We start from the raw sequence: 22,769 nt of genomic DNA on the forward strand, positions 1-22,769 counted from the left end.
CCGTCCCCCGTCGCCGTCGCCGTCGCCCGAAGGGGCCGCGCCGCCCGCCGCTTCCGTCTCACGGTGCCCGCAGCGCGTCCACGGCGATCCGGGCCGCCGTGCCGATCACCGCGTCCGCCGCGGGGAGGACGGTGGCCGTGTGGGCGGTGCGGGTGAAGACGGCCACGGCGTAACGGCCGCCGTCGGGGTATTCGACCACGCCGACCTCGTTGCGCAGGGTCGGCAGGCTGCCCGTCTTGCCGGCCACGTGGACGTCGTCGAAGGGGAAGCCCGAGGCCAGCCGGTGCGGCCACACCTGGAGGCCCATGATGCGGCGCATGGCGGCGCCGTACTCGGGCGGACACGCCTCGTCCCGCCAGAGGGCGGCCAGCAGACGGGTCATGTCGCGCGGGGTGCTGCGGTTGGTGCGGGCCGGGTCCAGGGCGCGGAGCCGGGTGATGACGTGCGGGTCGGCCAGTGCCTGGGCACCGGCCGGCCCCGTGTCCTCGCGCATCGCGGCGAGCACGTCGCCGAAGCCGTACACCGCCCGCGTGCGGGTCAGGCCGAGCCGGGCCGTGGTGCGGTTGACGGCGTCCAGACCGACCCGGCGCAGCAGCAGGTCGGCGGCGGTGTTGTCGCTGACGGACATCATCAGGAACGCCGCGTCGCGCAGCGACAGCCGGACCGGGTCGAGCATGGCCGCGAGCCCCGTGGGCCCCGGGGTGCGCCCGGCCGGCGGGCACTCGACCCGCTCGGTGAGGTCCAGCTCCCCGGCCGCCGCCAGCTCGTGCAGCGTGACGAGCACACACACCTTGTGGACACTGGCCGTGCACACCGGCTGGTCCGGCCCGGCCCCGACCTGCGCACCCGTGTCGATGTCCACGGCGTGCAGCCACCCGGTGACCCCGGCGTCGGCGAAGGCCGCGTCCAGCCGGCCGGTGGTCGCGGTGTCGGTCATAGCCAGAACTCCGATGCCGGGCGAAGGTGCAGTGGCCGGGCGGGCGCCTCGGAGCGGGCGCCGGCCGTGGCGCGCAGGGCGTGCGTGGCCGCGTCCGCGAAGGCGCCGACGGCGGCGTCACCGCGCCCCTTGGGCCAGGCCACCGAGTGCCGCCAGGCCAGCGGGGCCCCGGCCAGCGGACGCCAGACCAGGTCCCCGTCACCGGCCGCGGCGGGCCGGGTGTCGAGTGGACCGAGGGCGACGGCCCCGGACGACAGCACCAGTCCGCGTACGAAACTGGCGCCCTGGCCGTGCCGTACGGCGGCGGGGGTGTAGCCGCCCCGGGCGCAGGCGGTGAGCAGGTCGTCGTAGACCGCCGGGGCGCCGGCGCGCGGGAAGAGGACCAGGTCGTAGCCGGTGAGGGAGGCGAGCGGCACCTCGTCGAGCTCCGCCTGGGCCGCGCCGCGCGGCAGCAGCACGCCGAGGTCGCGGCGCAGCACCGGGCCCAGCTCCAGGCCGGTGACGTCGCACGGGTGGTGGATGAGGCCGACGTCCAGCTCGTGGGCGGCGAAACCGGCGAGCTGCTGGGCGGTGGACAGCTCGTGCAGCTCCAGTTCCAGGCCGGAGTGCCGGCGCCGGAAGTCCGCCAGCAGCGCGGCGACGGTCTCGCCGGAGATGTCGGGGGACAGGGCGGCGCGCAGCAGGCCGGTCTCGCCGTCCCGGATGCGGCGCGCGGCGGCCAGGAAGGAGTCGGAGCGGGCGAGCAGCTCCCGGGCCTCGGCGAGCAGCAGCGTGCCCGCCTCGGTGATGGTCACCCGGCGGCTGGTGCGCTCGAAGAGCCGGACGCCCAGCTCCTTCTCCAGCCGCTGGACGCGCTGCGACAGGGGCGGCTGGGCCATGCCGAGACGGGCCGCGGCACGCCCGAAGTGTGACTCTTCTGCAACAGCCACGAAGCACTCCAGGTGCCGCACCAGGTCCACGACCAGTAATCATATCGGGGATTGATCGAACCGACATCCATATCAATCTTGGACAGGGGCCTCACAGGGTTGCTCTCCTCGGGCCATGCGCTCCTTCCGTGACCCCTCCCACCCCACACCTCACCCCACACCTCACCCCACACCCCGCCCCGCGTCCGGCTTCTCCCCGCGCCTCCGCCGGTGGCCCGCCGCGCTCGTGCTCGCCCTCGCTCTTCCGCTGGCCGGCTGCGCCACCGACTCCGGGGGCCCGGACTCGGCGCCGGCGGCGAGCAGCCCGTCCCGGGCCTCCGGGGGCACGGACTCGGCGGCGCCGGACGTCCGCGCGCGGCTGCGGGTGGACGGCCACACCCGCCAGTACCTCCTGCACCGGCCCGCCGCCACCGCCGACGGCCCGAGGCCTCTCGTCATCGCCTTCCACGGCCGCGGCGCCGACGCGGCGGAGATGCGCGAGAAGAGCCGGCTGGAGAAGGCCGCCGGGGAACGCGGCATGCTCGTCGCCTACCCCGAGGGCCTCGACGACGGCTGGGGCGCGGGCACGCGGGCGACCGAGCGGCGCCCGGACCCGGACCTCGACGTCCGCTTCACCGAGGCACTGGTCAAGCACCTCGTACGCACCGAGCGGGCCGACCCCGAGCAGGTCTACGTGGCCGGGTTCTCCAACGGCGGCTCGATGGCGCTGCGCGTCGCCGCCCAACGTCCCGACCTGCTGGCGGGAGCGGCCTCGGTGTCCGGACAGCTGCCCGCGGGCGATGCCGCTGTCGAGCCGACCGGCCCCGTCCCCGTCATGGTCGTCTACGGCGCCGACGACCCCGTACGCCCCCTCGAGGGCTGGCCCTCCCCGCCGCCGGACCCCGAGGAGCCGATCCTTCCCAGCCTGTCGGCCCGGGACAGCGCGGAGGCGTTCGCCGCCGAGGGCGACGCGGGCGATCCGGTCACGGAGAACGAGAAGGGCTACGACCGCACCGTCTGGAGCCTGAAGAACGCCCCGGAGGCCGGTGGAGGGGCCACCGTCCAACTGCTCGTCGTCGACGACGCCGGTCACACCTGGCCGGGCTCGACGATCGCCCCGCCCAAGGGATTCGGCCCCACGAGCAAGGCCCTGAACGCCACCGACACGATCCTCGACTTCTTCGACGGCACCGGCACCGGCACCGGCAGTGGCGGCAGCACAGGCGCCGGTCGCTGACGCGAGACGACGTACAGCCCGCCATGCGCAGGCCGCCACGGACAGCCCACCCCGGACAGCCCGCCCCGGACAGAAAAGGACCTTCCGATGCCTGACGACGCCTCCTACCTCGCCTCCCCCCGGCGCCGCGGCCCACGCAAGGGCGTGCGGGCCGTCGCCGCGGTGGGGGTCGTACTCGCGATCGCCGCAGGCGGCTCGTACGCCGCCGGGTTCGGACCCTTCGCACGTGGCGACGACGGTCCCGACCCCGCCGCGATGAAACAGGCGCGCGCCTTCCTCGCCGACTGGGCCGCCGGGCGGCTGCCGAGCGCGGCCGGCCGCACCACCAGTCCCGACACGGCGCAGGAGGTGCTGCGGAGCTTCACCGCCGGACTCGACATCAGTAAGCCCGAGCTGACGGCGGCGCCGGACGTGAAGGAGGAGGCCGAGGACGGCACCCTCGGCGTCCCCTTCACCGCGAAGATGCCGATCACCGGCCTGGGCACCTGGACCTACGAGTCGCGACTGCCGCTGCGCGAGCAGGACGACGGCGGCTGGAAGGTGGACTGGCGGCTGTCCCTGGTCCATCCGCGGCTGAGCGACACGGCGAAGTTCCGGCTGGAGCGCGAGGAGACGACCCCGCCCGAGGTCACCGACCGCGAGGGGACCTCACTCTCGGGCGGCGACCACCCGTCCCTGACCCCGCTCCTGGGCCGGCTCGCCGGCGGCGCCGACGGCGGACCGCGCGGCGCGGTCGAGCTGATCGACCGGGCGACCGGCGAGACCGTGCGCACCGAGGCGTCCTTCGGCGAGAAGCCCGACCCGGCGAAGGACGGCAAGCCCGTCCGCACCACCCTGGACGCCACCTGGCAGTCCGCGGCCGAGCAGGCCCTCGCCGAGGCCGACGGCAAGAACGCCGCCCTCGTCGCCCTGCGCATCGACAACGGCGAGGTCCTCGCCCTCGCCAACTCCCCCTCCAGCGGCTTCAACCGCGCCGCCTCCGGCACCTACGCGCCCGGTTCCACCTGGAAGATCGTCACCAGCACCGCGCTGCTGCTCAAGGACGCGGTCGCGCCCGACGAGGTCGTGGACTGCCCCAAGTACCTGACGGTCGGGAAGGAGTTCCACAACGTGGAGACCTCCGAGTACCCCGGCGCCACCTTCCGGAAGGACTTCACGGAGTCCTGCAACACCGCGTTCATCAGCCTGCGCGGCAAGCTCGACGACGGCGAGCTGGGCGAGGTCGCCCGCACCTACTTCGGGGTCGGCCAGGAGTGGCACATCGGCATCCCGACGTACGACGGGTCCGTGCCGGTGCCCAAGGACGAGACGGAGAAGGCCGCGTCGATGATCGGGCAGGGCCGGGTCCAGGCCAACCCCCTGATCATGGCGTCGGTGACGGCCACCGCGGTCTCCGGCGAGTTCCACCAGCCGTCCGTCACCGCCGGGAACACGGACGAGACCCGTACCGAGCCGCTCCCCGACGAGGTCGTCACCCAGCTGCGCGAACTGATGCGGGACACCGTCACAGACGGCACCGCGCACGTCCTGGCCGGCCTGCCCGGGGAGATCGGCGCGAAGACCGGCACCGCGGAGGTCTCCGACGACCAGGACAACAACGGCTGGCTCGTCGCCCACCGCGGCAACGTCGCCATCGCCGTCGTCGTCGAGGAGGGCGTCACCGGTGGTGGCTCGGCGGGCCCCGTCGTGCACAGCCTGCTGTCCGCCGTACCGGAGGACCCGTCCTGAACCCGGGCGGACCGTCCTGTGCCCGGGCGGACCGTCCTGCACCCGGTCCGGTCAGCCCTGGGAGGTGCCCCGCGCGCCGGGCGCCGTACCGGGGTCGCCGTCCCCCGCGTCGTCGCGGCGGACCGCCTCGCCCTGGATGACCCGGGGCGCCTCCCGGTCCTCCGGCGGCGTCCGCTCCTCGTCCTTCATCGCGCGGGCCTCGGCCTTGAGGATCCGGGCCGACTTGCCCGCCGAGCGGGTCAGCTCGGGGAGTTTCTTGGCGGCGAGAACGGCTATGACGACGATGAGAATGATCGCGAGCTCGCTCAGTCCGAACACGGCGCTCTCCTGGTGGGCGTACGGTGCGGACCCGCGGCACGGGCCCGCACGGAATCTACGGCAAAACCGGCGAACGTCAGAGGTCGAACTCGTGCGGCGGCAGGTCCAGGGCGAAGCACGCCTCGCGGACGACGGCCCGCTCGTCCTTGTCGAAGTCCCCGTCGGCACCGCCGATCACGATGCCGATCTGCACCACGGCCCGCGCCTCGGCGGGCTTCTTCTTCGCCTTGGCGATCTCCTGGAGGACACCGACCTTGCCGAAGGCGAAGTCGGCGGTCAGCTTGTCAAGGTTGGCCTCGAAGCGGCGGCGCAGGTCGTCGGCGGGGAAGTTCTGCAGCACCTCGTTGGTGGCGATGAGCTGGGCCACCCGCTGCCGCTCCGACGCGTCGACCGTGCCGTCGGCCGTGGCGACCAGCGCGCACATCGCCATGCTCGCGTCGCGGAAGGCGCCGCTCTTGAGGTCGTTCTTCTTCGCGAGGAGCTGCGTCTGCATCTGCGACGCGGACTCCTTGAAGCGGTCCCACAGGGCCATGAGAACTCCGTACGGGTCGGGTTACGGGTCGGGAGGAGTCGACTTCTACACTTCTGTAGAAGTTATCAGGCTTCCTTCGCCTCCACGACGGTGCCGGAGCCGGCAGGTGTGTCCATGCCGGTGCCGGCCAGGCGCCCGGACTCGTGGCCGTACACCGCGTGGGAGCCGTACGACTCCCGGTGCTCCACCAGCTCCCGGACCCAGCCGTCGACGAGGGCGTTCCAGTCCAGGGGTCCGGCCGGCCCCTCGTGCGGGACGGTGAAACGGCTGAGGGCGTCGTGGCCGTCGAAGGACGGGCCGCCGCGCTTGTCCGCCTCCAGCACCACCTCCAGGGCGCCGGGCACGGCCAGGAAGGTCAGCTCGATCTCGTCGACCTGGTGGGCGTAGGGCGGGGCCGGGGTGAGCGCGATCTCCTGGTGGAAGGGGAGCCGCTGCCCGGTACCGCCGATGCGGCCGGACTCCAGACCGGCGGAGCGCAGGCCGAAGCCGAGCCGTCCGAAGGCGTCCAGGATGGCCTCCTGCGCGGGCAGCGGAGCCACGGTCAGCGGGTCGGCGTCGCCCCTGTCGCCGTCGCCGTCGCCGTCGCCGTCGCCGACGCCCGCGCCGGAGACCGCCAGCTCGGTGCGCACGCCGAGCGCGATGCCCAGCGGGCGCCCGTTCCGCTCGGTGACCGGCGTCTCCCAGGGCAGCGACAGCGCGAACGGCACGCTGTGGTGCTCGCCCGCCGCGAGCCGGAAGGCCCCGCCGACGGTGTGCCGCCCGAAGACGACGCCACCCTCGCCCTCCCCGGCGTGTCCGGCCTCGACGTGGGCCACCAGCTCCAGCGCGACGTGCTCGACGTCCTGGTCGGCGGTTCCGCCGACGAGCCGTACCCGGCCCGACAGCGTGCCTCCCGGCCGGGCGGCGCCCGGGTCGAGGACCGTGTCCACCGTGGGACCGCCCACGCCGAGGGAACCGGGCAGCCGCTTGAACACCATCGAGGCGTTCTCTCCTTCACGTTCGTGCGGGCACATCCGCGCGGGGAACAACCGGAACCGTACGGCCGTTCTCTACAGGCGGGTAGAAGCATAGGGGTCCGAGGACATTTGGGGACTCCCCATGCTTTTGCTCGTCCTTTACCATGAGTGGGAAAACCTCGGGTGCCGGCTGGTACCGGCGCCCGCCGACCCCGTTAAGGAGTCTCGTTCCGTAATGGAGCCTCCCAGTACCGGCCGTGCCATGGCCGGCCCGCAGTTCCCCCTGTACGCGCGTGCGCCGTACATGCGTGAGGGAAGCGGGGTGGCACGGTGACCGAGGTCCTGCTGCTCCTGCTGGCCCTCCTTCTCACCCTGGCCTGCGCCGTCTTCGTCGCGGCCGAGTTCTCTCTCACCACCGTCGAGCGCGGTGACCTGGAGCGTGCCGCCGAGTCCGGCGAGCGCGGCGCCGACGGCGCCCTGAAGGCCGTCCGCGGCCTGACCCTCCAGCTCTCCGGCGCCCAGCTCGGCATCACCGTGACCTCACTGGTCATCGGCATGCTGGCCGAGCCGTCGCTGGCCGTGCTGCTGCGCGGCCCGCTGAAGGCGATCGGCCTGGGCGGCGCCGCCTCGACGGTGGCGACCGTGCTCGGCGTGGTCCTCTCCACCATCGTCCTGATGGTCATCGGCGAGCTGGTCCCCAAGAACTGGGCGATCTCCCGCCCGCTGGCCGTCGCGAAGGTCGTCGCGGGCCCGCAGCGCGGCTTCACCACCGCGTTCGGCCCCTTCATCCGTCACCTGAACAACACGGCGAACCGTTTCGTACGCCGCTTCGGCCTGGAACCGGCCGAAGAGCTGGCGTCCGCCCGCAGCGCCGAGGAACTGGTCGCCCTGGCCCAGCACTCGGCGGCCGAGGGCGCCCTGGAGGCGGACTCGGCGGAACTCTTCGTCCGCACCCTGCACCTGGGCGAGCTGACCGCGGAGAACGTCATGACCCCGCGCGTGGACGTCAAGGCGCTGGAGGCCCACGCCACCGCCGCCGACGCCGCGAACCTCTCGCACGCCACCGGCCTGTCCCGCTTCCCGGTCTACCGGGACAGCCTGGACGAGGTCATCGGCACCGTGCACATCCGTGACGTCCTGGCCCTGGAGCCGGACCGGCGCGTGGTCACCCCCGTCACCGAGCTCGCCACCGCGCCGCTCCTGGTGCCGGACAGCCTGCCCGCCGACCGTCTCCTGGAGCGCATGCGCGCGACCCGCACCATGGCCGTCGTCATCGACGAGTACGGCGGTACGGCGGGCGTGGCGACCGTCGAGGACATCGTGGAGGAGGTCGTCGGCGAGGTCCGCGACGAGCACGACCCGGTCGAGATCCCCGACCTGCTGCCCGCCCCCGCCGAGGCGGACGGCCGCGCGGCCTGGGAGGCCGACGGATCGCTCCGCCTGGACCGGCTCGCCCGCATCGGCCTGATCGCGCCGGACGGGCCGTACGAGACCCTGGCCGGCCTGGTCGCCACCCACCTGGCACGCATCCCCGCCAAGGGCGATGTCGTCGACCTGGAGGGCTGGCGCCTGGACGTCCTGGACATCGACCACCACCGCGCCGACCGCCTGCGGGTCACCGCGCCCGCGCCGGCCGTTGTGCCGGCCGGACAACGGGACCACAAGCAGCGGGACCACAAGGAGCGGGACCACAAGCAGCCGGAGCACGAGCAGCGGGAGATGGCCCGATGACCGCCGTACAGCTCTTCATCGGCGCCCTGACGCTGCTGACCAACGCGTTCTTCGTCGGCGCCGAGTTCGCCATGATCTCGGTGCGCCGCAGCCAGATCGAGCCGCGCGCGAAGACGGGCGACAAGCGCGCCCGGATGACCCTGTGGGGCCTGGAACACATCTCCGCGATGATGGCCACGGCCCAGCTCGGCATCACCGTCTCCTCCCTCGTCCTCGGCGCGGTCGCCGAACCGGCCATCGCGCACCTGATGGAGCCGGTGTTCGAGGCGGTCAACATGCCGCACGCGCTGGTCCACCCGATCGCCTTCGCGATCGCCCTGGCCCTCGCGACCTATCTGCACATGCTGATCGGCGAGATGATCCCGAAGAACATCGCGCTGGCCGCCCCGGCGACCACCGCACTGGTCCTCGGCCCGCCGCTGGTCGCCCTGACCCGGGCCCTGAAGCCGTTCGTCTTCGGCATCAACGCCTTCGCCAACACGCTCCTCAAGCTGCTGCGGGTGGAGCCGAAGGACGAGGTGGAGGCCGTCTTCACCGACGACCAGCTGGCCCGCATGGTCGTCGACGCCAGCGAGGCCGGACTGCTCACCCCGGCCGACGGCGAGCGGCTGCGGGACGCGCTGGAGCTGGGCACCCGCCCGGTCGGCGAGATCCTGGTCCCGGCCCAGAAGATGCGCACGGTCGGCCACACGGTCACCCCGGCGGAGCTGGAGCGCATGGCCGCCGAGGCGGGCTACTCCCGCTTCCCGGTCACCGGACCCGGCGGCACCGTCCTCGGCTACCTGCACATCAAGGACACCCTGGGCCTCACCGACCGCGACCGCCCCTTCCCGCGCGCGTCCCTGCACCGGGTCACGCGGGTCCGCATCGACACCCCGCTCGACGACACCCTCACCGCCCTGCGCACCGAGGACAGCCACCTGGCCGCCGTCACCGGCGAGACCGGCGCGGTCCTGGGCTTCGTGACGATGGAGGACGTCCTGACGGAACTGGTGGGCCCGACGACGCCGGTGGCGTGACCCGGGGAACTACCGCGTGACCATGGGCGTCTCCCACAGCGACACCGCTGCGGGAGGCGCTCATGGCCATGGTCGGCCTGTTCTGGATCACCGAGGATCACGTGTACGTGGGCGCCGCGCCCACCGGAACGGCGTCCGGAGTACGGCTGGCCAAGGACGGGGTCGAGATCCTCGGACTCGGCCGGGGCCGGTCCTGGGGCTGGGACGAGGTCCGTGGCATCGACGTACGGGACGTGGCCGTGCGCTCCCCGGCGCGACGGCTGGCCTCGATGGCGTTCGACTCGCTGGTCGTCCTGGTCACCGGTGACGGCGAGCACCCGCCCGCCTTCACGGTGCTGGTGGAGACCGAGGCCGACGGCACGGTCGAGGCCGACGCACGGGTCGCCGTCCCCGGCGGCATCCACACTCCGGACGAGTACGACCTCTCCCGCACCCTCCTCACCCGCCTCGTCGACGGCGCCACCCCCCTCGAGGACCTCCTCGTCTGGCGCCGGGACGAGCCCGAGGACGTCGCCCCGACCAGGGACGAGCGACTGGCCCTGTTGCGGCAGTGGACGACGGCCTCCGCCTGACCCGTCGTGGTCCCACCCGAAGAAGTCGCGGAGAAGCCGCACCACGGTGACCGCGGGGTGCTCATCGACGACGCCCCAGGCCACGCAGCACGAGGGTGCCCGCGGCGAGCACGGTGACCACGCCGCAGGCCAGGTGCACCACGGTGCCGGCGCCGGCGATGGAGGCGGCCGTGTTGGCGACCACGCTGACCACGACGACGGCCCACAGCAGCGTACGGAGGACGTTCCCGCGGGAGACCGCGTCCGGGCCCTCGGCGGGGGTGTGGGTCGGGGTGGTGCTCAGACGGTAGGGGTCCTGGTACGTCATGACGGCCTCCTCCGGGACTTCGCTCTCGATCCGCCACCGACGCTACGGAACCGGCTCCCTCCGGCCGATCCCGTGGGCCGCCCGGTCCGGGGTACAGCAGGCTGTACCTTCCGGGGGCGGTGGTCCGGGTCGGGACACGAGGACGTGGGACACGGGCACGTGGGCCGTGGGACACGGGGACGCGAGAGACGGGCACGCGGGACAAGGGGACGTCGGGCGTGCGGCCGCCGAGGAGGGTCCGCCGCGGCCGAAAGAACCGCGCCGACGCCCGGAGTACCGTGGAGGAACCGGGAGCCCGCCGCGCACCGGCCCCGACACCGGTGCCGCTTCCGGCGACCGACGACACCGGGCCGGATCCGCCCGAGCCCGGAGCAGGGCTGGTCCCATGACCATGAACGTGCCGGTGCGGCCGACGACCACGGAACGCGACGCGCGGCAGGCCGGCCCGGACCGGCCGGGCCCCCGGAAGCCGAGGTCGGAGCGGGGTTGCTCACCCCTCGCCGGAGAGCGTGTCCGGCCGCTGACCCGCCGTCAGGTCGAGGACCGCTTCGGGGACCTGGGTGACCTGTACGCGCAGACCTCCGGCGGCGGACCACGTGCGTGGAACGAGGCCCGCGGCGCCTTCCTGCGGCAACTGGCGGCCGACGTACGGCGGCCGGGGTTCTCGCTGCTGATCGCGGAGACCACCACCCTGACCGGCTGCGCCTACGGCTATCCCGTACCCGGCGGCGGTACTCGCGGCGTGCCGTGCCTGGACGCGTACCTGCCGGGCAGCGTGCTGCCCGTCGCCGCGTCCGGACGGCTCTTCCTGATCTCCGGGATCATCGTCCCGGCGCGCGTGCGCCGGCGGAACCAGGACCGTGCCTGGAACCTCGCCCGCCGCCTGCAGAGGCGACTGCTCGCCGAGCACGACGCCGCCCTCGGCGTCACGCTGGTGGACCGGGCCGACGTCGCGACCGTCCAGGCGCTGCGCTCCTGGGGCTGGCGCTACGCCGAGGGCGACACCCTCCAGGCGTCCCTGCTCGGACGGTACGGCGTCCTGCTCCTCGGCCCGTGAGACCGCCGCGCCCCTGAGCCGTCCGTGAGCCGCCCCGCGTCACGGCGCCGGCAGGCGCAGGGCGAGGAGGGCGATGTCGTCGGTGTTGCCGGGCGGCATCCGGGCCAGCACCTCGTCGCACAGCGTGTCCAGTGGCTCGTGGGCGACCGCGAGGGCGTTGCGGCGCAGCCGGCCGAGGCCGGTGTCCAGGTCGCTGCCCGGCACCTCGACCAGCCCGTCGGTGTAGAGCAGCAGCGTGGACCCCGGAGGCAGCGGCACCGTGGGGTCCGGCCGGTGGCCGTCGGTGCCCAGACGGGCGCCGAGCAGCAGACCCTGCCCCTCCTCCAGGTAACGCGCGTCTCCCTCCGGGGTCAGCAGGAGGGGCGGTGGGTGCCCGGCGCTGGTCCACCGCAGGGTCCACGGGCCGGTGGGCGGGCCTTCGACCCGGGCGAGGACGAGGGTGGCCATGGAGACGGTCGTGATGGCCGGCAAGGCGTCGTCGAGGCGGTCGACGACGGCCCCGGGCGGTTCGGTGTGGTCCCAGGCCAGTGAGCGCAGGATGCCGTGCAGCTGGGCCATGCCCGCGGCGGCCGTCAGGTCGTGGCCGACCACGTCGCCGATGACCAGGGCGAGCGCGCCGTCCTTCAGCTCGAAGGCGTCGTACCAGTCACCGCCCACCTGTGAGCCGGCCGGGGCGGGCTGGTAGCGGGCGGCCAGCCGCATACTGCCGTGCCGGGGCAGCGGGGCGAGCAGGTTGCGCTGCATGGCCTCGGCGACGGCGCGCTGGCGCCCGAACCGGCGCGCGTTGTCGATGACCCGCCCGACCCGGCGGCCGATGTCGCCCACCACCTCCAGGTCGTCCTTGTCGAAGGGATGCGCCGGGTTGGTGCGCACCAGGGTCAGGGCGCCGGTGACCTCCCGCTGAGTGCCCAGCGGCACCGTGAGGACGGAGGTCGCGCCCACGGACCGCAGGAAGTCGCTGTGCCCGGCGGCGAGCGGGGACTCGGGCCCGGTGGCCGTCTCCTGCCGCCCCTGGAGCACGGGCTCGCCCCCGTTCAGCACCCGTTCCAGCGGCGACAGGCCTGCCGTCCCGGTCGCCGGGAGCGGGCCGTGCCAGTCCTCCCGCGCCGTGTCCCTGCCCGCGGGCCCGGTCACCGCCCCCCGGTGGACCTGCCCGGACTCGGCCAGGAGGTCCACCGCCGCCCAGTCCGCCAGCCGGGGCACCAGGAGGCGGCCCAGCCGGGCCAGGGCCTCGTCGGTCTCCAGCGTCTGCCCCAGTACGTCCGTGATCTCCGTGACCAGCGTCAGCCGCTCGGTGAGGTCCTCCAGGGCGCTGGTGTAGGCGGCGCGCTCCCGGCGTGTCCCGCGGTCGGCCGCGGTCTCGGCCGCGGTGCCGGTGCCGGGCTCGGCGTCGGTGAACAGTACGGCCGTGCCTCTCGGAAACCCGTCGTCCGTCAGCGGGGACGCGGACCAGGACACCGCGGCCAGACCGCCGTCCCCCCGCAGGTAGCAGTCGTTCTCGCCGCGTGCGGCGGTCCCCCGGGCCAGTGCCTGGAGCAGCGGGCACTGGTCGCGCGGAACCCTGCCGCCGCCCGGGCCCCGGTGGAGCAGGTCATGGAAGTCCGCACCGCGCATCGTCACCGCCGACCGGCCCAGCAGCAGCTCGGCGGCCCGGTTGACCTCGACGATCCGCCCGGCCGTGTCCGTCACGGCCAGGGCGGCGCCCAGCTGCTCGGCGACCCGCGCCCAGAAGTCCGGCTCCGCGGCCCACCGCTGTCCCGCGTCTGTCGCACCGGGCCCCACACCGTTCGCCACGTCGCCCCTCCAGTCACGCCACCAGCGGTGGTCCGATGGCCCGATCGTCCCCGGACCCGAGCCCGGCCGCACCGCCGACACCCCGCCCGCACCAACCCGTCGGCTGCCCCGGCACGACCGCCGGAACCCTGCGGATATATGTTCGCCGCGGCAGGTATCCGACGGGCGCGACTAGAGTTCAGGTGCGGGGGAACCGGATTCCCTGCGGCGGGCCGTGTCCCCAGCGGTCCGCAGGAAGGTATGCATGCCCCCGGAGAGCAGGCTGGACGCCGAAGGTCGGCCGCAGGCCGCCGACCGGCTCGACGACGACCAGTACCCGGCGTACACCATGGGCCGGGCGGCCGAGCTGATCGGTGCCACGCCCGGTTTCCTCCGCGCCCTCGGTGAGGCGGAGCTGATCAGCCCGACGCGTTCGGAAGGCGGCCACCGCCGCTACTCGCGCCAGCAACTGCGCCGCGCCGCGCGCGCCCGTGAGCTGGTCGACCAGGGAACGCCCATCGAGGCCGCCTGTCGTATCGTCCGCCTGGAGGACGACCTGGAAGCGGCCCTGCGCATGAACGAGGAGCTCCGCCGCGAGGCCGAGCGGTCGCCCGGCGGGAACGGAGAACGGCGCGGCGTGTGAAAACCTGACTCCGGCGAAACAGATATTCGCCGGACGCCGGAAAAACTATCCTGCGGCAAATCGAGGACGCTTTATCCGGGCGTTTCCTTTCCCGTGCGGCCGATTCATTTCGTGCTAGGCTGAACGTTAGTTGCAGTTGTGGTTGCCATTTGTGTTACCGGTTTTCCGGGCAGGTGATCATCGCAGCGATGTGAAGGCCCGCACGGTGCGGGCCTCCAGCACTGCCTAGGAGTAAAAGACATGGCTTCCGGTACCGTGAAGTGGTTCAACGCCGAAAAGGGCTTCGGTTTCATCGCGCAGGACGGCGGCGGCGCCGACGTCTTCGCCCACTACTCGAACATCGCCACCCAGGGCTTCCGTGAGCTCCAGGAGGGCCAGCGGGTCAACTTCGACGTCACGCAGGGCCAGAAGGGCCCGCAGGCGGAGAACATCGTTCCCGCGTAACGCGTGGACCGCACATGAGGGCCCGCACCGCAAGGTGCGGGCCCTCATGTGCGTGTGCCCGGAAGCGGTGGCGGACGGCCTCGTCCACGCCCGTGAGCCCCCTCCGGCTCTGCCCGGCCCGTCGGCTTTGCCATCTCTTTACAACCCGCCTCGCCGCCGCCTCGTCTCTCCGTCCGATCCCCCCGCACCCCGTGCGGCATGCACCGCGCCGATCGACGAGAGAGAGCGACCCGATGCGCCGAACCATCCTCAGTGCCGTGGCACTGGCCTGCACCGCCGTACTGGCGGGCACCGCGCCCGCCTTCGCCGACGACCCCAGCCCGGTCCCCTCCGCTCCCGCGGCCGCGAGCGCCCCGAGTCCCGGCACCGAACCGCGCGAGGCGCCGACGCCGGTCCCCAGCGTCCCGGTGAGCGAGCCGGCCGAGGCACCGGCCCCCGCACCGGCCGACGGCCAGGTCTCCGTCGTACCCGAGGGCGCGGCCGACACCGGAGTGGCGGCGCCCGCGTCCTCCGGGACCGACGAGGGACTCATCGGCGCGGGCGCCGGTGCCGTGCTCGTGGCGGGCGGCGCTGCCCTCTTCGTCGTACGCCGTCGGCGGGCGGCGACCGGGGCGTGATCCCGCCGGCCGGACGCGCCCTCGCCGCCGCCGCACTGGCCGTACTCCTCGTGGGGTGCGGCGGCGGTACCGCCCGGCAGGGCGATGGCGGCACTCCCGCGCGGTCCGCGACCACGGCGCCGCCCGCGCACCCCTCCGCGAAGTCGCTCCGCCCTCCGGAGCGGTCGGTGCCGGTCGGCCTGCGTATCCCGGCCATCGGGGTCGACACCCCGGTGATACGGCTGGGGCTGGCTTCGGACGGCACCGTGGAGGTGCCGCCCGTCACGGACGACGACCGCGCGGGCTGGTACCGGCACTCGCCGGCCCCGGGTCAGGTCGGGCCGTCGGTCCTCCTCGGCCACGTCACGGTCGGCACCCATGGCGACGGCGTCTTCCGTCACCTCGCGAGGCTGCACCGGGGCGACCGGATCGAGGCGCGTCTGGAGAACGGCACGGCGGCCGAGTTCACGGTCACCGCCGTACGGACGGTGGCGAAGGCCGACTTCCCGACGGACGACGTCTACGGGGACGTGGACGGCCCGGAGCTGCGGCTCATCACCTGCGGCGGCCCGCGGGCCGGCGAGGAGTACCGGGACAACGTCATCGCCTTCGCCGAGCTGAGCGGCTGAGCACCGCCGCGTTCCGCATACCCTCACGACCATGGAGAGCGTTGAAACGGTCCCGTGACAGGGCGGCGTCCGAACTGTTCGCCGCCCTGTATCCGCGCCTCGCAGGCTGGTGCCGCCGGCTCGTCGACGACGACGAGACGGCCCACGAGATCGCCTCGGAGGCGTTCACCCGGCTCTGGGCCCGCTGGACGTCCGTCGAGGAGCCCCGAGGCTTCCTCTACGTCACGGCCGCCAACCTCGTACGGGACCACTGGCGCAAACTGGAGCGCGAGCGCCGGGCGGTGCGCCGGGTCACCGCGGAGGTCGCCGTGCGCCCGCACCCCGAGCAGGCGGACCCCTCGGTACGCCTGCTCGTGCAGTCGCTGCCGGAGCGACTGCGTGTGCCGATCCTTCTCCACTACTACGCTGACATGCCGATCCGCGAGGTGTCCGTGCTGACCGGGCGCAAGGAGGGAACCGTCAAGGCCGACCTCCACGCGGCCCGCGAACTGCTCCGCGTCCACCTGAGGAGAAGCCTTGACCACACGCCTTGAGGACGGCCACGGCGACCGGGACGATCCGTGGTCCGAGCGGGACGACGACGATCCGCTGCTGGTCGTGCTGCGACCGGGCGGCGACTGTCTGAGCCCGCCGCCGGGCCGTTACGAGGCGGTCCGCCGGGCGGCGTCCCGCCGGCGCCTGCTGCGCGCCGCGGCGGGCGCCGCCGCGACCGCTGCCGCCGCCGCGCTGATCGCACTGCCGTTGGACTGGACGGCCCCCGCGTCACCCGCGCGCCCGGCGGTTCCCCAGGCCCCGGCTCCCGCCGACCCCACGCCGACGACTTCACCGAGCCCCGCCCCGCCGCGCGAACCCTCGAAGGCGCCCTCACCCGAGCCGTCCGTGTCCCCGGCGGAGGAATCCACGCCGCCGGCCGCGCCGAGCCCCGTGCCCACGCCGTCGGAGGCAATGGCGGAGGGCGGGGACTGAAGCTTCCGCTTCCGTCCCCGCCCTCTCCTCACACGTCCCCGCGTCTACACGTCCAACGGTGTCGTACCGCCGAGCAGCGCCGACGCGGTCTCGACCGGCGTGGCGGCGGGCGCCGGAGCCGGCGCGGCCTCCGGGTCGGCGTGGCAGGTGAAGCCGAGGCGGGTCATGGCCCGCGTGACCTCGCCGCTGGAGAAGTCGCGGCGGTCCTGCCGGGTGACGACCTCGCCCACCTGCTTGACGGGGTAGCGGCGGCGGCCGATGGTCACGGACTCACCCTTGATGGGCTCGGGAGTGACACCCTTCATCGAATCCAGCACCCCACCCTTGGTGAGGTCGAACGGGAACCGGGCGATGACACAGCGCATGATGCCTCCACAAGGGGGAGATGGGACGGGTGGATTGCCGTTCGCGGATTGGTCTGGAGCAGGGCAGGCCGGGGGCCTCTAGGCCGCCGAGCCACCGGCGGACTGGCGCCGCGGCCTGCGGCGCGGGGCTTCGCCGGCGGGCCGGCCGCCCTGGGTGCCGCGGCCCTGGCCGGTGCGGGGCTGCTGGGTGGACCCCTGGCCGGTGCGGCCCTGCGCGGAGCGGCTGCGGCGGCCACGGGACGAGGAGCCCCCGCCGGACGCGGCGCGACGCGGGCGCTCCACGACCGGTACGGCGATGACGACCGGGACACCGGACGGGGCCTGCGCACCGGTGATGCGGGACAGCTCGGCCTCGCCCGAACGGACCGGCGTGACCAGCGGGGTGATGCCGGCCGAGGCCATCAGCCGGGTCATCTCGCGCCGCTGACCCGGCGTCACCAGGGTGACGACGCTGCCGGACTCGCCGGCGCGGGCCGTACGGCCGCCGCGGTGCAGGTAGTCCTTGTGGTCGCTGGGCGGGTCGACGTTGACGACCAGGTCGAGGTTGTCGACGTGGATGCCGCGGGCCGCGACGTTGGTCGCCACCAGGGCCGTCACGTGCCCGTCCTTGAACTGGGCGAGGGTCCGCGTGCGCTGCGGCTGGGACTTGCCACCGTGCAGGCCCGCGGCGCGGACGCCGTTGTTCAGCAGGTGCTTCACCAGCCGGTCCACGGCGTGCTTGGTGTCCAGGAACATGATCACCCGGCCGTCCCGGGCCGCGATCTCCGTGGTCGTGCGGTGCTTGTCAGTGTCGAGCACGTGCAGCACGTGGTGCTCCATCGTGGTGACGGCACCGGCCGACGGGTCGACGGAGTGCACCACCGGGTCCGACAGGTAGCGGCGGACCAGCCGGTCGACGTTGCGGTCCAGGGTGGCCGAGAACAGCATCCGCTGGCCCTCGGGACGCACCTGGTCGAGCAGGGCGGTGACCTGGGGCATGAAGCCCATGTCGGTCATCTGGTCGGCCTCGTCCAGGACGGTGATGGCGACGTCGCCGAGGTGGCAGTCGCCCCGGTCGATGAGGTCCTTGAGCCGCCCGGGCGTCGCGACGACGACCTCCGCGCCGCCCCGCAGCGCGCCGGCCTGCCGGCCGATCGACATGCCGCCGACCACGGTGGCCGACCGCAGGCCCAGGGAGCGGGCGTACGGGGCGAGCGCGTCGGTGACCTGCTGGGCCAGCTCACGGGTGGGTACGAGGACGAGGGCGAGCGGACGTCGCGGCTCGGCGCGCTGTCCGGCCGTACGGGCCAGCAGGGCGAGGCCGAAGGCGAGCGTCTTGCCCGAGCCGGTGCGGCCTCGGCCGAGCACGTCGCGGCCGGCCAGGGAGTTCGGCAGGGTCGCCGCCTGGATCGGGAACGGGCTGGTCACTCCCTCGCCCGCGAGGGCGGTCAGCAGGCGGGCCGGCATGTCGAGCTCGGCGAACGACTCGACGGCGGGCAGCGCCGGCGTGATCGTCTTGGGCAGCGCGAACTCGCCGCCCTGGGGGGCGGCCGGCCGGCGACCGGAGGTCTGGGAGCGACGGGGGCCGCCACCGTTGGAACGTCGGCGGTCGTTGGTGCGTACGCGGTTCAATGGGGAACCTTCCTTGATATGGCACGTATCAAGGGAGACCCGCAGCAAGAGAGCGGCGCAGGGAATCGCAAGAACGAGCCGGCCCCGGCCGGTTTCGGCGTATGGAGCCGAGCGGACCGAGAGAATTGATGAAAACGAGTGAATTGAACGCGCGGGGGAGAATCAGAACCCCGCAGGGCGCTCAGCGCCCGGAAACGCGGCGAGCTGGGGCCCGCACCCCTAGGCGCGGGCCCCAGCTGCGAAGTATGCGTGAGCGTCAGGCGGGAACGATGTTCTCGGCCGTCGGGCCCTTCTGGCCCTGCGCGATGTCGAAGGTGACCTTCTGACCTTCGAGCAGCTCACGGAAGCCCTGGGCGTTGATGTTCGAGTAGTGGGCGAAGACGTCGGGGCCGCCGCCGTCCTGCTCGATGAAGCCAAAGCCCTTTTCCGCGTTGAACCACTTCACGGTGCCGGAAGCCATAATTTTCTCCTTCGGTACGGTGCTCGGAGTTCACCCTGTGTGAACTCCGGTCGCCGTGATGATCACCCCGTCGGAAAAAACCTTCAGGCAACCACAACTGCAACTTCCAACGACAGTAGCACGCCGTGATCGCCCGGGAGCTGGCAATAATCTTGCTCCGTCTGGCGGACAGAGGAATATTCCAGGGGCGTCCGGTCGATTTCTCCTGTCATGGCACCAGATATTGCTCCCTGTGGGGCGCAGTCTTGGCGCCCGGGATCGTGACCGCACCTCCATGACCTGCCCTGATGGGGGGCTGCGCGGCCTCGGGGCTGCTGGGTGGGGGCGAAAACGGCATAAGTGTCGATACCAGTGTACCGAGACAAAGGACACGTCAGGCGTCGCGGGTGACGGGGGAGCGGCGAGCAGCCGGGCCAGGGCGGTCTGCGGGACCGTGGCGCCGTGCCGGCCGGCGCCATGGCGGCACGGCGCCCGGCGAGGTCGCCCAGGCCGCCGCCCCAGCGGGAAGAGCGGCGTTCAGCGGGAAGAAAGGAGGCGGGGTCACGTTCCAGGCGGGGGTACGCGTGGGTGAAACCGGGTCTGAGCGGCTGAGGGAGACGGCTCGGTCGACGGCATCCGCGCAGCACGAACCACCGGCTCTGCCGGACGTCCCGCGCCAAGGCGCCGGCCGCCCGACTCGTCGGTGCGTGCATCCCGTCGGGGCGGGGCGGGGCGGGCGGTCCTAGAGCTTGCTCATCCTGGCGTAGGGCACGGTGATCCGCTCCTGCGCCGAGCCGAAGTCCACGAGCACCGCGATCCCGCCCTCGAGGGCGATGACCCGGCCGAGGCCGAACGTGTCGTGGGTGACTCGGTCGCCCACCTCGAAGTGCTTGGGAGGCAGCGCGACCGGGGCCTTGAAGGGACTGGTGGGCAGCGAATGACGCTTCGGTACGGCTGGCTTTGTCATTGCCACCAGTATGCGCCCGCGCACCGGGAGCCGACCACAATCACCGGGGACCGGCTTGGGAACGATCCTCGCGCCGCTACCGCTTGCCGTCCGCGGCCCGTGCGGTGACGTCCTGGATGGCCTCCAGGGCGAGGTCGGGCCGGTCCTCGTAGATGTAGTGGCCGGTCCCGGCGGCGGTGGAGAGCTCGCTGCGGCTGGACAGCGCGAGCCACTCCCGCTGGCCCTCCGTCCACATCTTCTCCAGGGCGGGCCCGTGTTCGGGGACCGCGGCGTACTGGGACTCGTGCTTGACGATCTGCACGGGGATGTCCCCTGCGGAGCGGACCTTCGCGTCGGCGATGACGAGACGCTCCGGGTTCTGGCCCTGGCTCATCGCGGCGAACTGCGCGCGCAGTTCGGCACCCGGGCCGGTGGCCGGCTCGGGGATCGCCTTCGAAAGGCCCGCGTTCAGGTTCGGGATGGTGGCGTCCATCAGCACCAGCCCCGCCACCCGGTCCTGGTGGTCGGGCGCGTACCGGGCGGCGACGAGCCCGCCCAGCGAGTGGCCGGCCAGGACGACCGGACCGTCACCGGCGACCCGGTCGAGTACCGCGGTCAGGACCCTCCCGCTGTCGTCCATGCTCCGGGGGCCGTCCGGCTTGTCGCTCGCGCCCTCGCCGAGCCGGTCGTAGGAGCAGACCCGCTCCTTCTCGCTCAGGGCCTTCTGCAGGCCTGCCACCCTGGTCAGTCCGTCGCCCGCGCCGGCCATCAGGACGACGACCGGCCTGTCGTCCGCGGCGCGGCCGGAGCAGGAGACGTTCACCGAGCGGCCGTCGACGGTCATCTTCCCGGTCCCGGAGAACGGGCCCTCTCCGGCATCGCCCGCGGTGGTGGAGGACGCCGTCGCGGGGGCCGCCCCGGGGTCCGCCTCGGGGGATTCCTCGCAGCCGAGAAGCCCCGCGCCGCCCACGGTGCAGCACAGTACGGCCATGGCGGTTGCCCTGATGGCGCGGTTCATGAGGTTCTCCAGGAGGATGAGGCGCTGGGTGCGGACGAACTGGTCCTCGACGACCTGGACCGAACGCTACGGAGACGCCGAGCCGGAATCGTCACCCCGTGGTGGGCACCTGTGCGTAGCTCGCCGGAGGGACGGCGTCATACTTCCGGCCGGGCGTCGATCTCGGCGACGAGGGCCTCGACACGGGCCCTGATCGCGTCGCGGATGGGGCGGACGGCCTCGACGCCCCGGCCGGCCGGGTCCTCCAGGGCCCAGTCGAGGTACGTCTTCCCGGGGAAGACCGGGCACGCGTCGCCGCAGCCCATGGTGATGACGTAGTCGGACGCCTGGACGGCCTCGGTGGTCAGGATCCTCGGCCTGGCGCCGGCGATGTCGACACCGGCTTCCCGCATCGCCTCCACGGCGGCCGGGTTGACCCGGTCGCCGGGGACGGAACCGGCGGAGCGGACCTCGACGCGGTCGCCCGCGAGGTGCCGGAGGAATCCGGCGGCCATCTGGGAACGGCCGGCGTTGTGGACGCAGACGAACAGCACGGAGGCGAGCGGAGCGGAGGACATGCGGGGGACCCTTTCGTATCAGCGCTGGGTGATGTGAAAGTATCAGTCCATGATGACGTCAGTCGACACTGACCTGATCCGGGTGCTGGCCGACCCGCTCAGGCTCCGGATCGTGACCCTGCTCGCCCGCGAGACGCTGTGCACCACCCACCTCGTCGAGGAGACCGGTGCGCGGCAGACCAACCTCTCCAACCACCTCAGAGTGCTGCGCGAGGCGGGGGTCGTGGAGACCGAGCCCTGCGGCCGGTACACGTACTACAGGCTGCGTCCCGACGTCATCGCCCGGCTCGCCGGACACTTCGCCGACCTGGCCGAGTCCGCGCGCAACGCCGCCGGAAACAAGAGGGCCTGCCCGTGACCCGCGCCGAAGCTCCCGTGACAGGCGTCGGCGAGGACTCCTCCGTCGTCGCGAAGCTGTCGACGCTCGACCGGTTCCTCGCCGTCTGGATCCTCGTCGCCATGGCCGTCGGCCTCGGCCTCGGCCGCGCGGTTCCCGGTCTGAACGACGCCCTGGCGAAGGTCGAGGTCGGCGGCATCTCGCTGCCGATCGCGCTCGGGCTGCTGGTCATGATGTATCCGGTCCTGGCCAAGGTCCGCTACGACAGGCTGGACGCGGTCACCGGCGACCGCAGGCTGATGGTCTCCTCGCTGGTCGTCAACTGGGTCCTGGGACCCGCGGTGATGTTCGCGCTGGCCTGGATCTTCCTGCCGGACCTGCCCGAGTACCGCACCGGCCTGATCGTCGTCGGCCTGGCCCGCTGCATCGCCATGGTCATCATCTGGAACGACCTCGCGTGCGGCGACCGCGAGGCCGCCGCCGTGCTCGTGGCCCTGAACAGCGTCTTCCAGGTGGTCGCGTTCGGCCTGCTGGGCTGGTTCTACCTCGACCTGCTGCCCGGCCTGCTCGGCCTGGGCGACGGCGAGCACCTGGACATCTCCATGTGGAAGATCGCCCTGAACGTCGCCGTCTTCCTCGGCGTCCCACTGCTGGCCGGCTTCCTCACCCGTCGCGTCGGCGAGAAGAGGATGGGCCGCGAGAGCTACGAGCAGAGGTTCCTGCCGAGGATCGGCCCCTGGGCGCTGTACGGCCTGCTCTTCACGATCGTCGTCCTCTTCGCCCTCCAGGGGAAGACGATCACCTCGCAGCCGCTCGACGTCGTCCGGATCGCGTTGCCGCTGCTGGTGTACTTCGCCGTGATGTGGTTCGGGACCTTCGCGCTCGGCAAGGCCATCGGCCTCCCCTACGACCGCACCGCGACCCTCGCCTTCACGGCCGCCGGCAACAACTTCGAGCTGGCCATCGCGGTCGCCATCGCCACCTTCGGCGTCACCTCCGGACAGGCGCTGTCCGGGGTGGTCGGCCCGCTCATCGAGGTTCCGGTCCTGGTCGCCCTGGTCTACGTCTCCCTGGCCTGGCGCCGGAAGTTCACCGCCGCGCGGCCGGGTTCCTGATGCGGCACGGCACGGCTCGGTGCGGTCC

General features: G+C 73.1%; 27 protein-coding genes. 14 read left to right on the top strand and 13 right to left on the bottom strand.

From position 1 onward, the window contains the following. Positions 1-58: 58 nt before the first annotated feature. Positions 59-937 carry a serine hydrolase gene (locus ACH4NX_RS25115; protein ID WP_398128732.1) on the bottom strand — a complete coding sequence of 293 codons (879 nt, stop codon included), beginning with the start codon at positions 935-937 and terminating at the stop codon, positions 59-61. Next, positions 934-1,866 carry a LysR family transcriptional regulator gene (locus ACH4NX_RS25120; protein WP_398128731.1) on the bottom strand — a complete coding sequence of 311 codons (933 nt, stop codon included), beginning with the start codon at positions 1,864-1,866 and terminating at the stop codon, positions 934-936. The genes ACH4NX_RS25115 and ACH4NX_RS25120 overlap by 4 nt, the downstream gene beginning before the upstream one ends. Positions 1,867-1,981: 115 nt before the next feature. Here ACH4NX_RS25120 and ACH4NX_RS25125 point away from each other — a divergent pair, with 115 nt between their 5' ends. Next, positions 1,982-3,082 (top strand): alpha/beta hydrolase family esterase, encoded by a 1,101-nt coding sequence (locus ACH4NX_RS25125; RefSeq protein WP_398128730.1) that lies wholly within the window; start codon positions 1,982-1,984, stop codon positions 3,080-3,082. Positions 3,083-3,169: 87 nt separating this feature from the next. Next, positions 3,170-4,810, top strand: coding sequence for a penicillin-binding transpeptidase domain-containing protein (locus ACH4NX_RS25130; protein ID WP_398128729.1), 1,641 nt, complete (start codon positions 3,170-3,172; stop codon positions 4,808-4,810). A 51-nt stretch (positions 4,811-4,861) separates the two neighbouring features. On the opposite strand, the gene ACH4NX_RS25135 is transcribed toward ACH4NX_RS25130, so the two are convergent. From ACH4NX_RS25135 to ACH4NX_RS25145, 3 genes are all read right to left on the bottom strand, one after another. Beyond that, the gene (locus ACH4NX_RS25135) at positions 4,862-5,128 is read right to left on the bottom strand and encodes a twin-arginine translocase TatA/TatE family subunit (RefSeq protein ID WP_351387318.1); all 267 of its coding nucleotides are present in this window, start codon (positions 5,126-5,128) and stop codon (positions 4,862-4,864) included. A gap of 76 nt (positions 5,129-5,204) precedes the next feature. Further along, entirely contained in the window at positions 5,205-5,660 is a 456-nt protein-coding gene (locus ACH4NX_RS25140; RefSeq protein WP_351387316.1) for a TerB family tellurite resistance protein, read from the bottom strand. 65 nt (positions 5,661-5,725) lie between these two features. Next, positions 5,726-6,637, bottom strand: coding sequence for a sporulation protein (locus ACH4NX_RS25145; RefSeq protein WP_398128728.1), 912 nt, complete (start codon positions 6,635-6,637; stop codon positions 5,726-5,728). Between the two features lie 309 nt (positions 6,638-6,946). Between ACH4NX_RS25145 and ACH4NX_RS25150 the strand changes: the two genes are divergently transcribed. The 3 genes from ACH4NX_RS25150 (at position 6,947) to ACH4NX_RS25160 (ending at position 9,938) form a co-directional block, all read left to right on the top strand. Continuing rightward, on the top strand, positions 6,947-8,347 hold the full coding sequence (locus tag ACH4NX_RS25150) for a hemolysin family protein (protein ID WP_351387311.1): 1,401 nt from the start codon (positions 6,947-6,949) through the stop codon (positions 8,345-8,347). Then, positions 8,344-9,366, top strand: a complete 1,023-nt coding sequence (locus tag ACH4NX_RS25155) for a hemolysin family protein (protein WP_351387309.1) — start codon at positions 8,344-8,346, stop codon at positions 9,364-9,366. The genes ACH4NX_RS25150 and ACH4NX_RS25155 overlap by 4 nt, the downstream gene beginning before the upstream one ends. A 62-nt stretch (positions 9,367-9,428) precedes the next feature. Further along, on the top strand, positions 9,429-9,938 hold the full coding sequence (locus tag ACH4NX_RS25160) for a hypothetical protein (RefSeq protein WP_351387306.1): 510 nt from the start codon (positions 9,429-9,431) through the stop codon (positions 9,936-9,938). A gap of 61 nt (positions 9,939-9,999) precedes the next feature. Here the strand turns inward: ACH4NX_RS25160 and ACH4NX_RS25165 are convergent, their stop codons facing one another. Further along, entirely contained in the window at positions 10,000-10,245 is a 246-nt protein-coding gene (locus ACH4NX_RS25165; protein ID WP_351387304.1) for a hypothetical protein, read from the bottom strand. Between the two features lie 385 nt (positions 10,246-10,630). Between ACH4NX_RS25165 and ACH4NX_RS25170 the strand changes: the two genes are divergently transcribed. Beyond that, positions 10,631-11,302: a hypothetical protein gene (locus ACH4NX_RS25170; RefSeq protein WP_398128727.1), complete on the top strand. Its 672-nt coding sequence runs from the start codon at positions 10,631-10,633 to the stop codon at positions 11,300-11,302. Positions 11,303-11,341: 39 nt separating this feature from the next. On the opposite strand, the gene ACH4NX_RS25175 is transcribed toward ACH4NX_RS25170, so the two are convergent. Further along, complete coding sequence (locus ACH4NX_RS25175; protein WP_398128726.1) at positions 11,342-13,096, bottom strand: SpoIIE family protein phosphatase; 1,755 nt, start codon at positions 13,094-13,096, stop codon at positions 11,342-11,344. Positions 13,097-13,340: 244 nt separating this feature from the next. Here ACH4NX_RS25175 and ACH4NX_RS25180 point away from each other — a divergent pair, with 244 nt between their 5' ends. From ACH4NX_RS25180 to ACH4NX_RS25205, 6 genes are all read left to right on the top strand, one after another. Continuing rightward, positions 13,341-13,718, top strand: coding sequence for a MerR family transcriptional regulator (locus tag ACH4NX_RS25180; protein WP_351387299.1), 378 nt, complete (start codon positions 13,341-13,343; stop codon positions 13,716-13,718). A 240-nt stretch (positions 13,719-13,958) separates the two neighbouring features. Next, positions 13,959-14,162 (top strand): cold-shock protein, encoded by a 204-nt coding sequence (locus tag ACH4NX_RS25185; RefSeq protein ID WP_003975194.1) that lies wholly within the window; start codon positions 13,959-13,961, stop codon positions 14,160-14,162. A 233-nt stretch (positions 14,163-14,395) separates the two neighbouring features. Further along, positions 14,396-14,779 (top strand): sortase-dependent protein, encoded by a 384-nt coding sequence (locus ACH4NX_RS25190; RefSeq protein ID WP_351387297.1) that lies wholly within the window; start codon positions 14,396-14,398, stop codon positions 14,777-14,779. Beyond that, entirely contained in the window at positions 14,776-15,387 is a 612-nt protein-coding gene (locus ACH4NX_RS25195) for a class F sortase (RefSeq protein WP_351387294.1), read from the top strand. Before ACH4NX_RS25190 ends, ACH4NX_RS25195 begins: the two co-directional genes overlap by 4 nt. A 41-nt stretch (positions 15,388-15,428) precedes the next feature. Next, positions 15,429-15,920: an RNA polymerase sigma factor gene (locus ACH4NX_RS25200; protein ID WP_003975205.1), complete on the top strand. Its 492-nt coding sequence runs from the start codon at positions 15,429-15,431 to the stop codon at positions 15,918-15,920. Further along, the gene (locus ACH4NX_RS25205) at positions 15,904-16,353 is read left to right on the top strand and encodes a hypothetical protein (RefSeq protein WP_351387292.1); all 450 of its coding nucleotides are present in this window, start codon (positions 15,904-15,906) and stop codon (positions 16,351-16,353) included. Before ACH4NX_RS25200 ends, ACH4NX_RS25205 begins: the two co-directional genes overlap by 17 nt. Positions 16,354-16,397: 44 nt before the next feature. Here the strand turns inward: ACH4NX_RS25205 and ACH4NX_RS25210 are convergent, their stop codons facing one another. The 6 genes from ACH4NX_RS25210 to ACH4NX_RS25235 form a co-directional block, all read right to left on the bottom strand. Further along, a complete protein-coding gene (locus ACH4NX_RS25210) occupies positions 16,398-16,718 on the bottom strand; it encodes an SCO5918 family protein (RefSeq protein ID WP_398128725.1) in 321 nt (106 codons plus the stop codon). Positions 16,719-16,796: 78 nt separating this feature from the next. Continuing rightward, a complete protein-coding gene (locus tag ACH4NX_RS25215) occupies positions 16,797-18,329 on the bottom strand; it encodes a DEAD/DEAH box helicase (RefSeq protein ID WP_351387287.1) in 1,533 nt (510 codons plus the stop codon). Positions 18,330-18,585: 256 nt separating this feature from the next. Then, positions 18,586-18,789 carry a cold-shock protein gene (locus tag ACH4NX_RS25220; protein ID WP_055418803.1) on the bottom strand — a complete coding sequence of 68 codons (204 nt, stop codon included), beginning with the start codon at positions 18,787-18,789 and terminating at the stop codon, positions 18,586-18,588. Positions 18,790-19,510: 721 nt separating this feature from the next. Further along, positions 19,511-19,735 carry a hypothetical protein gene (locus ACH4NX_RS25225; protein ID WP_279566356.1) on the bottom strand — a complete coding sequence of 75 codons (225 nt, stop codon included), beginning with the start codon at positions 19,733-19,735 and terminating at the stop codon, positions 19,511-19,513. Between the two features lie 76 nt (positions 19,736-19,811). Continuing rightward, positions 19,812-20,732 (bottom strand): alpha/beta hydrolase, encoded by a 921-nt coding sequence (locus ACH4NX_RS25230; protein ID WP_351387283.1) that lies wholly within the window; start codon positions 20,730-20,732, stop codon positions 19,812-19,814. Between the two features lie 137 nt (positions 20,733-20,869). Further along, a complete protein-coding gene (locus ACH4NX_RS25235; protein WP_351387280.1) occupies positions 20,870-21,289 on the bottom strand; it encodes an arsenate reductase ArsC in 420 nt (139 codons plus the stop codon). Positions 21,290-21,338: 49 nt separating this feature from the next. Here ACH4NX_RS25235 and ACH4NX_RS25240 point away from each other — a divergent pair, with 49 nt between their 5' ends. Beyond that, positions 21,339-21,647 carry a metalloregulator ArsR/SmtB family transcription factor gene (locus ACH4NX_RS25240; RefSeq protein ID WP_351387278.1) on the top strand — a complete coding sequence of 103 codons (309 nt, stop codon included), beginning with the start codon at positions 21,339-21,341 and terminating at the stop codon, positions 21,645-21,647. Further along, positions 21,644-22,741, top strand: coding sequence for an ACR3 family arsenite efflux transporter (gene arsB / locus ACH4NX_RS25245; RefSeq protein WP_351387275.1), 1,098 nt, complete (start codon positions 21,644-21,646; stop codon positions 22,739-22,741). The genes ACH4NX_RS25240 and arsB overlap by 4 nt, the downstream gene beginning before the upstream one ends. Positions 22,742-22,769 lie beyond the last annotated feature (28 nt).

The sequence above is a fragment of the Streptomyces sp. NPDC017225 genome (genome assembly GCF_044331465.1).
Lineage (GTDB): Bacteria > Actinomycetota > Actinomycetes > Streptomycetales > Streptomycetaceae > Streptomyces.